The organism is Vibrio diazotrophicus (assembly GCF_038452265.1).
Taxonomy (GTDB): domain Bacteria; phylum Pseudomonadota; class Gammaproteobacteria; order Enterobacterales; family Vibrionaceae; genus Vibrio; species Vibrio diazotrophicus.
Map to the genome: position 1 here is coordinate 675675 of NZ_CP151842.1, position 14657 is coordinate 690331.

Annotated in this window: 12 protein-coding genes; 8 read left to right on the forward strand and 4 right to left on the reverse strand. The window is 45.3% G+C overall.

All coding sequences use genetic code 11. From position 1 onward, the window contains the following. Positions 1-131 precede the first annotated feature (131 nt). Entirely contained in the window at positions 132-1046 is a 915-nt protein-coding gene (rdgC, locus tag AAGA51_RS03080; RefSeq protein WP_042489601.1) for a recombination-associated protein RdgC, read from the reverse strand. 215 nt (positions 1047-1261) lie between these two features. Here rdgC and phoB point away from each other — a divergent pair, with 215 nt between their 5' ends. From phoB to AAGA51_RS03095, 3 genes are all read left to right on the forward strand, one after another. Further along, positions 1262-1951, forward strand: a complete 690-nt coding sequence (gene phoB / locus AAGA51_RS03085) for a phosphate regulon transcriptional regulator PhoB (RefSeq protein WP_042489603.1) — start codon at positions 1262-1264, stop codon at positions 1949-1951. A gap of 66 nt (positions 1952-2017) precedes the next feature. Continuing rightward, complete coding sequence (phoR, locus tag AAGA51_RS03090; RefSeq protein WP_042489605.1) at positions 2018-3316, forward strand: phosphate regulon sensor histidine kinase PhoR; 1299 nt, start codon at positions 2018-2020, stop codon at positions 3314-3316. A gap of 35 nt (positions 3317-3351) precedes the next feature. After that, a complete protein-coding gene (locus tag AAGA51_RS03095) occupies positions 3352-4269 on the forward strand; it encodes a PstS family phosphate ABC transporter substrate-binding protein (protein WP_255209414.1) in 918 nt (305 codons plus the stop codon). 51 nt (positions 4270-4320) lie between these two features. Here AAGA51_RS03095 and ppx read toward each other — a convergent pair whose 3' ends face one another. Continuing rightward, positions 4321-5820, reverse strand: a complete 1500-nt coding sequence (ppx, locus tag AAGA51_RS03100) for an exopolyphosphatase (RefSeq protein ID WP_042489609.1) — start codon at positions 5818-5820, stop codon at positions 4321-4323. Positions 5821-5830: 10 nt separating this feature from the next. Continuing rightward, complete coding sequence (gene ppk1, locus AAGA51_RS03105) at positions 5831-7921, reverse strand: polyphosphate kinase 1 (protein WP_042489611.1); 2091 nt, start codon at positions 7919-7921, stop codon at positions 5831-5833. A gap of 216 nt (positions 7922-8137) precedes the next feature. Here ppk1 and AAGA51_RS03110 point away from each other — a divergent pair, with 216 nt between their 5' ends. From AAGA51_RS03110 to phoU, 4 genes are read left to right on the forward strand one after another with little or no spacing between them, the layout of a single operon-like run. Then, a complete protein-coding gene (locus AAGA51_RS03110) occupies positions 8138-10366 on the forward strand; it encodes an ABC transporter permease subunit (RefSeq protein ID WP_042489613.1) in 2229 nt (742 codons plus the stop codon). A 16-nt stretch (positions 10367-10382) separates the two neighbouring features. Further along, positions 10383-12041, forward strand: a complete 1659-nt coding sequence (gene pstA / locus AAGA51_RS03115; protein ID WP_042489615.1) for a phosphate ABC transporter permease PstA — start codon at positions 10383-10385, stop codon at positions 12039-12041. A 2-nt stretch (positions 12042-12043) separates the two neighbouring features. Beyond that, positions 12044-12862, forward strand: a complete 819-nt coding sequence (gene pstB / locus AAGA51_RS03120) for a phosphate ABC transporter ATP-binding protein PstB (protein ID WP_042489616.1) — start codon at positions 12044-12046, stop codon at positions 12860-12862. A 50-nt stretch (positions 12863-12912) separates the two neighbouring features. Continuing rightward, positions 12913-13611, forward strand: coding sequence for a phosphate signaling complex protein PhoU (gene phoU / locus AAGA51_RS03125; protein WP_042489618.1), 699 nt, complete (start codon positions 12913-12915; stop codon positions 13609-13611). A gap of 19 nt (positions 13612-13630) precedes the next feature. Here phoU and AAGA51_RS03130 read toward each other — a convergent pair whose 3' ends face one another. Beyond that, a complete protein-coding gene (locus AAGA51_RS03130; RefSeq protein WP_042489620.1) occupies positions 13631-14383 on the reverse strand; it encodes a copper homeostasis protein CutC in 753 nt (250 codons plus the stop codon). On the opposite strand from AAGA51_RS03130, the gene AAGA51_RS03135 reads away from it, so the two are divergent. Next, positions 14382-14555: a hypothetical protein gene (locus AAGA51_RS03135; protein ID WP_156102085.1), complete on the forward strand. Its 174-nt coding sequence runs from the start codon at positions 14382-14384 to the stop codon at positions 14553-14555. The genes AAGA51_RS03130 and AAGA51_RS03135 overlap by 2 nt on opposite strands. Positions 14556-14657: the final 102 nt, after the last annotated feature.

Below are 14657 nucleotides of genomic sequence, written 5' to 3' on the forward strand. Positions count from 1 at the left end.
ACCTGATGGTATTGGAAGGGGCGCAAATTTTACGTCAAAACGTGAGCTGTGCCTAGTAAAGATTAAGAATAGAAGGGGAAGAAAAGTAGGGAAAAACTGACTCCGCGAAGGCAGAGTCAGAAATGAAGAAATTAAGCGTCAGCTTGTGGAAGACCACCAAGCACTTCAAACAGATTTGGTAGAAATGCTGAGAATTCACCGCACAGTAGAGATAAGTCAGCATCTAGGCGAGCTGCTTGATCTTCACGAGGAATATCTTCGTTTTGATCTTTAAGCTCGTCGCTGTACTGAATGCGTTTAATGCTGCAATCTTCAGCTAACACAAAGCTCAAACGATCTTGCCAGCTTAGGGCGAGTTTAGTGACCACTTTATTCGCCTGAATATGGCTTAGAATTTCATCACTGGTCAGCTCTTGTTTCTTACAACGAATTACTGCGCCGTCATCTAAGAACGATTTCAGTTCGGCTTCATCAAGCAACTGGAAACCCTGCGGCAAGTTACCGTCTTTCACCCACTCAGTAAGAGTTGTTTCTACTGCCACTTCAGGAATGGCAGGAACCACAGGCAGGCTGCCCATACTCTTACGTAGTAGTGCTAGTACATCTTCCGCTTTCTTATAGCTGCTTGCGTCAACAAGAATCAGACCTTCTTTTGGCATGATCAGAACGTAAGTTAGATGGCTGCGGCTAAAGGCACGAGGAAGAAGATCAACAATGATGTCATCTTTGATGTTGTCTTTTTCTGTTTTCTTCAGCGGGCGACCTTCTTCCGCTTCCATCAATGCGACTTTCTCGTTAAGAGAGTCTTTAATCACTGAAGCGGGTAGCATTTTTTCTTCTTTCTTGGCGCAGATGAGAATGCGGTCTTCGCTAACGTGAGTCATCATGTCGCCGTGTTTGCCCAGTGCGTGAACCCAGCCAAATTTCTGTTTGTCTTGGCTGCCACATGGCGTGAAACGGAACTCTGCCAGTTGTTTTTCTAGCTGATCGGCGTTGAAATTGACTTCGCGATTAACACGATAAGCCATACAGTTTTTAAACCACATATCTTTTCTTTTCCTTGTTCGAAAGGCCAACATGATAGGGGATTTCCCCGTCAATGTCTTAGGCGAAACACAAAAATTATCAACTTATGCCAAGTAATATAAAACCATGAACAAGATAAGAAACTTATATTAAAAATTGTTTGCAATAGTCACAAAAGTGTCATATTCATTTTTCATAATGCAAAGCGTTGATTAAATATAAAGGTTATTCAAATATGTCTAGAAGGATTCTAGTTGTTGAAGACGAAGCGCCAATCCGAGAGATGCTTTGCTTTGTTCTTGAACAGAAAGGCTACCAAGCAGTGGAAGCAGAAGATTACGACACTGCGGTAGAGAAGTTAGCTGAACCCTTCCCTGATCTTGTTCTACTTGATTGGATGCTACCTGGTGGTAGTGGCATTAACTTTATCAAACACATGAAGCGTGAAGAGCTGACTCGTAATATTCCGGTTGTTATGCTGACTGCTCGTGGTGAAGAAGAAGATAAAGTTCGCGGCTTAGAAGTGGGTGCTGATGACTACATCACCAAACCTTTCTCACCGAAAGAACTTGTCGCTCGTTTGAAGGCGGTGATCCGCCGAGTCACACCAACCGCATTGGAAGAGCTGATTGATGTGCAAGGTCTGAAGTTAGACCCAGTTTCACACCGAGTGACAGCCAACGATGTCCCGTTAGATATGGGGCCAACTGAGTTTAAAATGCTGCACTTCTTTATGACTCACCAAGAGCGTGTGTACAGTCGTGAGCAACTATTGAATAACGTTTGGGGCACCAATGTGTATGTGGAAGATCGTACCGTTGATGTACACATTCGTCGATTGCGCAAAGCCCTTGAAGATGCTGGGCACGATAAGTTGATTCAAACGGTTCGTGGTGCTGGCTACCGCTTCTCAACGAAAGCGTAAAGAGCTAGGCTTATAAGCGCCAGCCTTGAAAAATAAAAGGCTTAAAAGGATCAAGTTCGAGAGATTATGGTTGAACGATTGACTTGGAAAAAGCTGGCTTGGGAGCTGGCTTTTTTTTACCTTCCATGGATAGTGGTTGGATGGATTTTTGGATATATGCCGTGGTTGCTACTAGCAGCAACGGCGATTCAGCTTGTCTGGCATCTGCATAACCAGTTGCGTTTATCGGCATGGTTATGGGATGAGAAACGCCTGACGCCACCTTCTGGTTCTGGTAACTGGGAGTCTTTGTTTAACGGTATTTACCGACTACAACAACGCCAACGCAAAAAACGCAAAGAGCTGACTAACCTGATTCGCCGTTTCCGTAACGGTGCAGAATCATTACCCGATGCGGTAGTGGTTTTTCGTAGCGAAGGAAACATTGTATGGTGTAACCGCTTAGCTCAACACTTGCTCGGCTTTCGCTGGCCTGATGATTCTGGTCAGCCGATTTCCAATTTGATTCGTACGCCGGATTTCATCAAGTATCTGCAAAAAGATGATTTTTCCGAGCCGCTGGAAATGCGCTCACCACTCAACGTAGAACGTATGCTCGAACTGCGTATCGTGCCTTATACCGAAGGTGAGCATTTGATGGTGGTTCGTGATGTTACCCAGATTAAACAGCTAGAAGGTATGCGCCGTAACTTCTTTGCCAACGTTTCTCATGAGCTCCGCACTCCAATGACAGTGCTACAGGGCTATTTGGAAATGACTGAAGACCCAGAAGTCCTGTCTGGGCCGATGTGGGGCAAGGCGCATGGTGTGATGACCGAGCAGCTTAACCGCATGAACAGTTTGGTCAATCAGCTTCTGACTTTGTCGAAAATCGAAGCTGCACCGATGCACGAGCTTGAAGAAGTGGTTAACGTACCTAGCATGCTGGAAATTCTGGAAAAAGAAGCCATCAGTCTCAGCGGTAGTGACGAACACAAGCTCACTTTTGAAGTGGATAAAAATCTTAAAGTGCTGGCGGACGAAGATCAGTTGCGCAGTGCGATCTCTAACCTTGTTTACAATGCGGTGAAATACACGCCTCCGGGTGCCGAAATTTATGTCCGTTGGTATCAAAGCCTGCAAGGTGCTTGTCTGGAAGTCGAAGATAAGGGCGATGGTATTGAGCCTCAGCACTTACATCGTTTAACAGAACGTTTTTACCGCGTAGATAAAGCCCGTTCTCGTGATACCGGCGGCAGTGGTCTGGGCTTGGCTATTGTAAAACACGCACTATCACATCATGATTCGCACCTTGATATCGAAAGTGAAGTAGGCAAGGGAAGTAAGTTCTCTTTTGTTCTGCCAAAACGTTTGGTCGTACGATGATAAAACTCAGTCAGTGTTGTATTGCTGCATCCTTAATGCTTGCTCAGATGGCTTATGCGGTTGAGGAGTTACAGGACTATACCAAAACATCGGGTGTTGCTGGCAGTTTGCTGTCGGTAGGCTCAGACACGCTTGCGGGTATGACAACGCTGTGGGTCGAAGAATTTCAAACGCTTTATCCGAACGTCGATTCTCAGGTTCAGGCATCCGGTTCCGCCACTGCTCCACCTGCGTTAACGGAAGGTACTGCGCAATTTGGTCCAATGAGCCGACCAATGCGCATGAGAGAAATTGAAGCCTTTGAGCGCGCTTACGGCTACAAACCCACAGAGCTGCGTGTCGCGATTGATGCTATTGGTGTTTTTGTCCATCGTGATAATCCGATTGAAGGACTTAACTTCAGCCAGCTAGACAGCATTTTTTCTGAAACACTGCGCTGTGGAGCCACTAAGTCATCGAAAACTTGGCAAGATCTGGGGCTGAGCTATGACTGGGCAAAACGTGGCATACAGATGTTTGGGCGCAACTCAGTATCCGGTACGTATGGTTACTTTAAGCAGAATGCGCTTTGCGGCGGTGATTTCAAACGCAATGTGAACGAACAACCGGGTTCGGCTTCGGTGGTTCAGTCGGTGGCATCATCAATTAACACCATTGGCTATTCTGGTGTCGGCTATCAGGTGTCGGGCGTGAAACTTCTGCCGATTGCCAAATCCGGTACCGATTATGTATTGCCGACCCACGAGAATATCCTTTCCGGTCAGTATCCACTTTCCCGCTATTTGTTTGTTTATGTAAACAAAAATCCGCTGCGTGATTTAACGCCAATTCAGCGAGAGTTCATCCGATTTATCTTCTCCAAACAAGGGCAAAGCCTAGTAGCAAAAGACGGTTATGTGCCGATTTCTGCTGAAATCGCCAGTCAAGAGTTGCAGAAAGTAGGGATTGAGTAAGGGACAAAAAAGCCTCGTCGTGATTCGAGGCTTTTTAATGAACGGGCAAAATTAGAATTTCAGCTCCCAACCGACGGCACGCCAATACTCTTGTTCTGTGAGTAAATCGGCATGCAACAGTTTGTTGTTCTCCAGCCAGTCTTTATCTACACAGCTTAATGTCCATTCATCATCTTTGGCGCTTAAGGTGAGTTCTGGTAATGGATCATCATTACGTTGTCCGTTGACTAAAATTGCCAGACGTAAAACACGAATCAGACCAGTAATGTGTTTCTTCTTAAACAGAGAAAAGTCGGTCATTTCATTGAGCTTTAACGCTTTGCGTTGGAAACGAACCAAGGTTGAAAGCACCAGTTGTTGCTCACTGTTAAAGCCCGGCATGTTGGTATGACGCAGGATATAAGCAGAGTGACGATGGAATGCTTGTAAGCTGATGCTCAAGCCCACTTCGTGAAGCAGTGCGCTCCATTCCAGTAGGTCAAACAATTCGCTGCCTGCTTTTAAGCCGAGTTCAGAGGATACGTTGTCGAGAAAATCGCGTGCGTAGCCTTTTACCTGAGCGGCATGTTCAAGGTCTACTAAGTGTTTAGCCGCAAGATTCTCTGTGGTGCGTAGACGAATATCGGAATACTTAAAGCGATCTTCCATTTCGTAAAGCAGACCTTCGCGCAATGCGCCGTCGGAAAAGTGCATCTCTTTGATATGAAGATCTTTAAATATCGCAGACAGAATCGCCACACCCGCAGCAAATACCGGCTTGCGATCATCGGTCAGAGTCGGCAAATCAATATCATCAATCTTGTTCCATTCGCACAGCTTGTCGATCAACTTGTTTAATCTATCAGGTGTAATAATGCCGTCTTCGTCGCCCAAGCCAATTAGAACTTCGTGAATCGCTTTAATGGTACCTGAAGAACCAAACGCACTTTGCCAGCCTTTCTTACGATACTTAGAAGCCATAGACTCCAGTTTTTGCTCGGCGGCTAAAATGGCTTGTGCAAAGTTTTTCTTCGACAGTTTGCCATTGGCAAAATGCTGGTGGGTGTAACTCACACAGCCCATCTGTTTACTGTTGACCAGCTCAGCTTCAAAACCTTTGCCGATGATCATCTCAGTACTGCCACCGCCGATATCGACCACCAGCATCGAATCAGACTGAGGCTGAGTGTGAGCAACGCCGAGATAAATCAGACGAGCCTCTTCACTACCGGGAATGATCTCGATAGGAAAAGGCATCACTTCACGAGCACGCTGGATAAAAATGTGTGCGTTGTTGGCGCGGCGTAGTGTGTGGGTTGCCGCAATGCGAACATTCTCAGGCTCAAAGCCCTGAATTCGTTCTGCGAACATGGCTAAACACTCAAGACCGCGTTCAATTGACGGATTATCAAGATTACCGAGAGAATCCAACCCAGATGCCAAACGAACCCGCTGCTTATGACGGCTGATAAGTTGTAAATCTTGATCGACGACTTTAGCAACGACCATATGGAAACTGTTTGAGCCTAAATCAATGGCGGCAATTTCACGGCTTGAAATGGGTTGGTTCATAGGCGGTAACTTACTCTTGATGGGCTATAGCCCCTTGTTTACGTGTCTGTTTTTCTACATTTTTAAGATAGTCATAAATCGCTATTTGAGAACGTATTTTTTTACGATTACCACGTTTCACATAGCTGTTACTCATCTCTTTATCTATAACACGCGCTTTTACCGTATCTGTAAACTGAATGTTTAATATATCGATGATTTTTTTCTTCAAACGCTCATCACGAATAGGCGCGGTAACTTCGATACGGTAATCGATGTTACGTGTCATCCAGTCAGCGGAAGAGATATAGATTTGTGGATCGCCATCATTGTGGGTCATAAACACACGCGGGTGCTCCAAGAAACGGTCAACGATACTGATCACTTCAATGTTGTCACTTACCCCTTCAACACCCGGAACCAGTGAACACATGCCTCGGATGATCATTCTGACTTTCACTCCTGCTGCACTGGCGCCATAAAGTTTGTTAATCAGACCTTTATCGACAAGGTTGTTGAGCTTAATGGTGATAGCCGCTTTTTTACCTGCTTTGGCATTCGCGATTTCGCTGTCTATCAAACGGTATAAACGGGTTCGCGAGTTTCTCGGTGAGACAATCAAATGGTTAAATTTAACTGGACGGAATGGGTTTTCAATGTAGTTGAAAACGCTGCGAACTTCCGTTGTCAGCTCCTCATCGGCGGTCAGCAGAGAGAAGTCGGTATAAATACGGGCCGTCTTCTCGTGGAAGTTACCTGTACCGATATGCGCGTAACGGACAAAGTTGTCGTCTTCTTTACGTGTAATAAGCAACAACTTGGCGTGAATCTTCATCCCTGGGGCACCAAAGATAACGTGCACGCCAGCTTCGGTCAGAATTCGTGACCATTCAATATTGGCTTCTTCGTCAAAACGCGCTTGCAGTTCTACCACCACAACTACACGTTTACCGTTATGAACGGCATCGATTAATGAGTTCATCAAGCGTGAATCTTTTGCTACGCGATAAACGTTAATTTTGATACTGATGACTTTCGGGTCAAAAGACGCTTGTCTCACCAATTCGGTAATGTGGTCAAAGCTGTGATACGGATAGTGAAGCAAAATGTCTTTGGCTTTGATTGCTTCAAACGAGTTTGGGTAACCATCGAAGTCAGCGCAACTTAGCGGTGGTAACGGTCTGTTTTCTAAGTAATCACGACCAAAGTTTGGAAAACCAATGAAGTCTTTAAAGTTGTGGTAGCGGCTGCCCGGCAACAAGCTGTCATAGTGGGAAATTTTCAACTTATCGCATAAGAATCGCAGCATTTCTTCTGGCATTTCACGTTCATAAACAAAACGAACGGGCATTGCGGTGATACGCTGGCTCAAACTTTCAGACATCTGCTCCAATAAGCTGTATTCAACTTCGTGTCCTAAGTCGTATTCGGCATCACGAGTCATCTTCATTGAGTAGCCCGCGATACTGTCGTAATCGAAAAAGCCCTGAAAAATACTCTCGAGACAGTAACGAATGATGTTGTCGAGCAAGATAATAGTTTTACGGCGTTTGCCTTTTTGCTCTGGCACCATGACAAAGCGAGGCAGGTGATCGGTTGGTATTTCGATCAGCGCATATTGGCAGTGGTCACCTTTTTTAAGCTCAACAGTGATATAGGCGTACTCGTCTTTCAGGAATTGAAGAACGTCAATGTCGTCACGCATCAGCAGGGGAGTGATATGAGGAAGTACTTCTTTCTGGAAATACTTGGTTATCCAACGTTGCTGAGCTTCATCAAGTTGGGTCTCATTAACCAGAAAAATGCGTCGTCTTGCCATTTCTAAGATCAGATCACTGTAGAGCTGATCAAAATCTTGGTTGAGTTTGTAGGCTTTGGTTTGCATTTGCGACAGCAGATGTTTGGATTCATCGCTGCCACCACGTTCGCGGTTGATGAGGATCATGCGTTTTACATCCGCAAATCGCACCTTATAAAACTCATCTAAGTTGTTGGAAAAAATGCCTAAAAATCGAATGCGCTCGATAAGGGGTACGGTTTTATCTGCGGCTTCTTGCAATACACGTTCGTTAAATGAAAGCCAACTCAGTTCCTTGTCGATATACAGCTTATCCGTACTCATGATACACCTACTGACTAGTTCTTTGACGTTGATAACTGTGGTCGTTAACTATGGTAGCTAACTCATGCAAAATATTGCTCCAATGTGACATTTTTATTGCAGTGAGTATTTTTGTTCTTAGAGTTGTTTTATTTTCAGTTGTTTAATGCGCTTTGTAATATAATTGTCACCTAAACGACATACTATGACATTCTGGCAAATTGGGTAGATTTTTAAATGGTTCAAAGCACATTTTCATTGAAAGAACGAGATCAGAAACGATTAATCAAAGATCGTTTGGTTCGTCTTGCAGTGACATGCGGTGGCGTCAGTGTGCTTGGGGCTTTGGTACTGATCTTTATCTACCTTGGTATGGTCGTTCTTCCTCTGTTTTCAGATTCAAAGTTGGAACCTAATTTTGCCAGTCAGCCTATTTCGGCTTCTGCACCTCAGTATCTGGCTATTGATGAATATGGCGAGCGTGGTTTTATTGTTCGTTCAAACGAAAGCGACAAAGATGCGAGCGCCGAATTTTGGTTGCTTAACCACGAGAAAAGTTCTCCGATCTGGATTGAACACCTCAACATAAAACCGACTGTGTTTGCTACAGCAACGCGAGATTCTGGCTGGTTTGCTATGGCGGATAGCGAACGTAATGTGGTTGTGGTTCGTCCCCAATTTCTTTATTCAATGACCAAACAAGGGCGAGGTTTTACGCCCGAACTTGAACATCTGTCCTTGCCTAAAAACTTTAAGCTTTCTCCTCAAGGCTCAACGGTTAAGCAATTCAGCTTTGCGGTCACTGACGAGGAGGCGGTGTTTGCCAGCTATCTTGATGACAGCTCTGTGTTGGTTCGTTGGGTGGATACTTCTGCGCAAAATCAGCAAGGAGAATTTCGCTTCCCGACTCAGTTTGGCAAAGTCGACCAATTGGTACTGACGCCGGATGCGAAGACCTTGTACATCCGCTCAGGCACAGACCTTGTGGTGGCGCTTCGTGATGGGGTTCGTTTTCACATTCGTGAAGTTGTTGATTTGAGCCTTGGTGATAGTAAACACCAAGTAACCGCCATTACGCTTCTGTCCGGTGCTCATTCTCTATTGGTTTCCCACAGCGACGGTTTGGTCTCTCAGTGGTTTGATGTTTTGCATTCAACAGATTCACAAGAGGGCGAGCGTAAGCTTACGCATATTCGCGAGTTTAAGTTGGCATCAGAAATGACCATGCTACTGCCCGATACCTATCGCAAAGGTTTCTACAGTTTTTATAAAAACGGTTCGGTTCAAAGTCACTACACCACCAGTGAAAAGCTGGTGATCTTTGAACGTGCTTATTCCAAAGCGCCGACATTGGCTGCGATGTCAGATAACGAGCGTTATTTGGCGACTTATTCTGATGGCATTATCAGTGTCGCTGAGGTGGATAACGGCTATCCGGAAGTATCATTTTCATCGTTGTGGCAGAAAGTGTGGTACGAGAGTTACCCAGAGCCTCAGTACGTATGGCAGTCGACATCCGGTGGTGATGATTTTGAAGCCAAATTTAGTTTGGTGCCTATCGCATTCGGTACATTGAAAGCAGCGTTTTATGCCATGTTGTTTGCTGTGCCAATTGCTGTTTTGGGGGCTATTTATACTGCGTATTTTATGGCGCCGAAAATGCGCCGCGTCGTTAAGCCAACCATTGAGTTGATGGAAGCTTTGCCTACTGTGATTATCGGTTTTTTAGCTGGGCTATGGTTTGCACCGATTGTTGAGACGAATCTGGCGTCTATCACTGCATTGTTTGTTCTATTACCTGTCGCTATCTTTACTGTGGGGCTGGTTTGGTCATGGTTGCCGCGTTCAATAATGCGCAAAGCCAATGGCTGGCACTCATTAATATTGATCCCTCTGCTGATTGCTTTTGTTGCTTTGATCTTATCGTTTACCAATGAAATCGAGATGTGGTTGTTTGATGGCGATGTGCGTTTACTATTAGCGTCACACGGTATCGATTTCGATCAGAGAAATGCGCTGGTGGTTGGTTTTGCTATGGGCTTTGCGGTGATCCCGACCATATTTACTATTGCGGAAGATGCGATTTTCTCTGTGCCCAAACACCTATCTGACGGTTCGTTAGCTTTAGGCGCAACGGCATGGCAGACGTTAATGAATGTTGTGTTGTTAACCGCGAGTCCGGGTATTTTCTCGGCCATTATGATGGGCTTAGGTCGAGCTGTGGGTGAGACGATGATCGTCTTGATGGCAACAGGTAACACACCAATTATGGATTGGAATATTCTGGAAGGCATGCGTACTTTGTCTGCGACCATAGCGGTAGAGCTTCCGGAATCCGAAGTAGGCAGTTCGCATTTTAGAATTCTGTTCTTGGCTGCATTGCTTTTATTTGTGTTTACATTTGCAGTGAACTCGATCGCTGAGTGGGTTCGTCAGCGTCTTCGTGCTCGTTATCGTTCACTGTAACGGGTTGGATAGCTAAATGTCGTTATTGAAGTGGTTTAAATCGGGCTCTCCTTGGATATGGCTTACTGGCGGTGCAGTGAGCCTAAGTTTGATCTCGGTTCTTGGATTATTGCTGTTGATCGGCTGGAAAGGATTAACCTATTTCTGGCCTGCACCTCTGTATCAATGGCACAACTTAGCAGAGCCTAACAAAGTGATCGTCGGGCAGCTATACGCTTCTGAAAGTGTGCCTGTCAGCCATTTGAAAGAGATGAATATCACTCTGTCAGCCGAAGCTTTGGAAGAGGGAACCGCAGAGCGCTTAAGCATTAAAGTTGCAAACCGAGACCTCTATCAGGCGGATTTTATTTCACTGCTGGCAGACAACGTTTCTGCACCTGAAAAGCCAACGGGGTGGGCGGTAATTGAGCGTACTCGTGATGGGCAGTTCTTTGGTAAGCCTGTCGGGTTTGAAAAAGCCGATGGTGAGAGTAGTGCTTATATTTCAACGCTTCTTGAGCGAGGATTGCAAGAAGTGACGACGCTGCGTGAGCAGATCGATACAGTTATTGAACAAGAGATTCGGGTTGTCAGCAGTGCTTCAGAAAAGTTGAGACTGGAGAGAAGACGTTTAGAGCTCAATGGTAAGTTAACCGATGAATATCAGGTTGCCTATCAGCAACAAAAGCAAGTTCTGGATGAAAAACGTAAACAAGCTGAAGAACATCTGGATTTACTGAGAACTCAGTTAGGTCAGCAAACTCTAATTGTTGAAGACATGGCAGGAACTCGGGTGAGAATTCCAGTGAGTCATATTCTGGATATCTGGTATCCGAATGATATGAATACACTGGAAAAATTGTCCCAGTGGTCGAAACAGGTTTGGGCGTTTTTATCTGAAAATCCTCGCGAATCTAACTCCGAAGGCGGTGTGTTCCCTGCAATCTTTGGCACTGTCTTTTTGGTGTTGCTGATGTCGGTTATCGTGATGCCTCTTGGTGTAGTTGCTGCGGTTTATCTGCATGAATACGCTAAAGACAATACCTTTACCCGCATTATTCGCGTAGCAGTCATCAACTTGGCCGGTGTACCGTCGATCGTTTATGGCGTATTTGGTTTAGGCTTTTTTGTTTACACCATAGGTTCATCTATCGATAGCGTGTTCTATGCAGAGCGTTTACCAGCCCCTACCTTTGGCACGCCGGGTTTGTTATGGTCAGCGTTGACATTGGCAGTATTAACGCTGCCTGTGGTGATTGTCACTACTGAAGAAGGGTTAACCCGTATTCCGAATTCGGTACGCCACGGCTCATTAGCATTGGGCGCAACACAGTTTGAAACCATTTGGCGAATTGTTCTGCCTATGGCTAGCCCTGCTATGATTACAGGACTGATATTAGCGATAGCCCGTGCTGCGGGAGAGGTTGCACCATTGATGCTGGTGGGTGTGGTAAAAATAGCCTCAAGCTTGCCAGTGGACGCAGAGTTCCCTTATGTTCATTTGGAACGTAAGTTTATGCATTTGGGCTTTCATATTTATGACGTGGGTTTTCAAACCACTAATATCGAAACTGCGCGCCCTTTGGTTTATGCAACGTCATTTTTGCTCGTCACTGTTATTGTGGCTTTGAACTTAACCGCCATCAGCATTCGTAATAATTTGCGCGAGAAATATCGTACTTTAGGACAAGATTAAGCATGTTTTCTGTTAATCAAACTTTGGGCTATCAAGCTCCGTTGGATGTCAACAATCTAACTGACCAGCAAACCTCAATTTCAATTGAAGGTTTGAGCCTTTTCTATGGTCAGACAAAAGCGTTGAGCGATATCTCCATGCGCATTCCTAAAGGACAAGTGACGGCGTTTATCGGTCCTTCTGGTTGTGGTAAGTCGACCTTGCTGCGTTGTATCAACCGTATGAACGACTTAGTGGAAGCGTGTCGTGTAGAAGGTGAAATCAAGCTGCATGGCAAAAACGTTTATCACCCGGATGTGGATGTTGCCACACTCAGACGTCGAGTGGGCATGGTATTTCAGCGCCCCAATCCGTTTCCTAAATCTATTTACGAGAACGTGGTTTACGGTCTACGTTTACAGGGAATAAAGAACAGCCGAGCGTTAGATGATGCGGTGGAGCGTTCTCTGCGAGCCGCGGCACTGTGGGACGAAGTAAAACATCGTCTGCACGAAAATGCGTTTGGCTTATCTGGTGGTCAGCAGCAGCGTTTGGTGATTGCTCGCGCGATTGCTATTGAACCTGAAGTGCTATTGCTGGATGAACCGACATCAGCTCTTGACCCTATTTCGACCCTGACGATCGAAGAACTGATCCACGAGCTGAAAAACAAATATACGGTTGTGATTGTTACTCATAATATGCAACAAGCAGCAAGGGTGAGTGACCATACCGCCTTTATTCATATGGGAAAATTGATCGAGTACTCAGATACGGACTCTATTTTTACTTCGCCATTGAAAAAGAAAACCGAAGACTACATTACTGGTCGATACGGATAAACGAACAAAAGAAGTTTTTGCAGAAGAACTTTGCGAGTTAAGGAACCATCATGCAGTTAGGTCGCCACATCTCTGGTCAATTCAACGTTGAGCTTGAATCCATTCGTACGCATGTATTAACCATGGGTGGATTGGTTGAGCAGCAGCTTTCGTTTGCGATGCAAGCGGTGAATAAGCAGGATATTGAGCTTGCAAGAAAAGTGGTGCGTGATGATCACAAAGTGAATGCAATGGAAGTATCGATTGATGAAGCATGCACTCGCATTATCGCTAAGCGTCAGCCTGCGGCAAAAGATCTGCGTTTGATTATGGCGATCATCAAAACCATTACTGATCTCGAACGTATCGGTGATGTTGCAACCAAGATGGCCTATGTGGCAATTGAAAGCCCTTCCTCTAAAGAGAGTCACTTTCAGGTGTCTCTAGAACCGCTATGTCGTAGTGCCGTAGCCATGCTGCACAAAGTCTTGGATGCCTTTGCCCGTATGGATGTGGAAGCCGCAGCAGAAGTGTATAAGCTGGACGATAAGTTAGATAAAGAGTACGAATCTGTGATTCGTCAGTTGATGACTTATATGATGGAAGACCCGAAAAACATACCGCATATTTTGCAAGTGATGTGGTCAGCTCGTGCGATTGAGCGTGTTGGCGATCGTTGCCAGAATATCTGTGAATACATCATCTACTTTGTTAAAGGCAAAGACGTTCGCCACTTGGGCGAACAGTCTATTGATGATGCGTTACGTTAAAACCCAACGCGAATAATCATTACATAAGCGATTTTACAATTTCTGCGACTTTGCGAATGGCTTCTGGATTCGTCACAGGGACGATGAAGTCATCGAGGTTTTGATTGCCCATTTTGGCGCTGTTTGCCACCAACGTCATGTGGCTTGCTCGCGTTGATTTTCCGGATAAGTGCACTTCTTTAACCAAGGTTTGAGTGACAATGGCTTCCACGTTGTCACTTGATACACCGGCTCCCGCCATAATGGATAAACGCCAGTCCGAAAGCTTTACCATGTCGGCAATGACATCTGCCCCCGCTAATGCATTGCTGGCGAGACCTGAAGTTAGTACTCGCTCACAGCCGAGTTCGATGATGTCTTCTAATGCTTGGCGATAGTCTTGGCATTGATCGATGGCGCGATGAAAAGTCACACCTAATCCATTGAGTTTGGCGTGATTGACGATTCTGGCGCATTTCTGAATATCAACTTTTCCTTCAGCGGTAAGAATGCCAAACACGATGCCTTGTAAGCCCGCTTCAGCCGCCGAATCAATGTCATACAACATGGACTCCATATCGTCTTCATCGTAAAGGAAATCGCCTTGGCGAGGGCGGATCATGGCATAAACAGGAATAGACGAAATTCTCGCAGCTTGCTTCATCATGCCAAAACTTGGTGTGAGTCCACCTAAAGCCAAAGAAGAGCAAAGTTCGATACGGTTGGCACCGCCTTCGATCGCTAAATGTAGAGATTCTAGATTGTCGATACACACTTCGATGTTGTAGTTCATGATGGACTCGCAGCTGTTTGATATGGGGATAAGTGTATACCAAATAGCAGTAAATTCATTGCTTGCAATCGGTAAAGCTGTCATTGGTATCGATAAACGAACCCTATGTGCCATGGAAGGCACATCGGAGCGCCATGGATGGTTGGGCGTGTTCGTGTTCGATGCCAATTAACGGCTATAAATAAAAAAGCTCAAAGCGGATGCTTTGAGCTTTTACAAGACTTTACTTCTTAACTGATTGGCGGTGCGTTATCGCTTTATATATTGTCCAACC

Excerpts from the sequence above, each read along its gene's own strand:
- AAGA51_RS03110 (WP_042489613.1), top strand. The coding sequence starts at position 8,138 with ATGGTTCAAAGCACATTTTCATTGAAAGAACGAGATCAGAAACGATTA.
- phoR (WP_042489605.1), top strand. The coding sequence starts at position 2,018 with ATGGTTGAACGATTGACTTGGAAAAAGCTGGCTTGGGAGCTGGCTTTT.
- phoB (WP_042489603.1), top strand. The coding sequence starts at position 1,262 with ATGTCTAGAAGGATTCTAGTTGTTGAAGACGAAGCGCCAATCCGAGAG.
- rdgC (WP_042489601.1), bottom strand. The coding sequence starts at position 1,046 with ATGTGGTTTAAAAACTGTATGGCTTATCGTGTTAATCGCGAAGTCAAT.
- pstB (WP_042489616.1), top strand. The coding sequence starts at position 12,044 with ATGTTTTCTGTTAATCAAACTTTGGGCTATCAAGCTCCGTTGGATGTC.
- phoU (WP_042489618.1), top strand. The coding sequence starts at position 12,913 with ATGCAGTTAGGTCGCCACATCTCTGGTCAATTCAACGTTGAGCTTGAA.
- pstA (WP_042489615.1), top strand. The coding sequence starts at position 10,383 with ATGTCGTTATTGAAGTGGTTTAAATCGGGCTCTCCTTGGATATGGCTT.
- AAGA51_RS03130 (WP_042489620.1), bottom strand. The coding sequence starts at position 14,383 with ATGAACTACAACATCGAAGTGTGTATCGACAATCTAGAATCTCTACAT.
- ppk1 (WP_042489611.1), bottom strand. The coding sequence starts at position 7,921 with ATGAGTACGGATAAGCTGTATATCGACAAGGAACTGAGTTGGCTTTCA.
- ppx (WP_042489609.1), bottom strand. The coding sequence starts at position 5,820 with ATGAACCAACCCATTTCAAGCCGTGAAATTGCCGCCATTGATTTAGGC.
- AAGA51_RS03095 (WP_255209414.1), top strand. The coding sequence starts at position 3,352 with ATGCTTGCTCAGATGGCTTATGCGGTTGAGGAGTTACAGGACTATACC.
- AAGA51_RS03135 (WP_156102085.1), top strand. The coding sequence starts at position 14,382 with ATGATGGACTCGCAGCTGTTTGATATGGGGATAAGTGTATACCAAATA.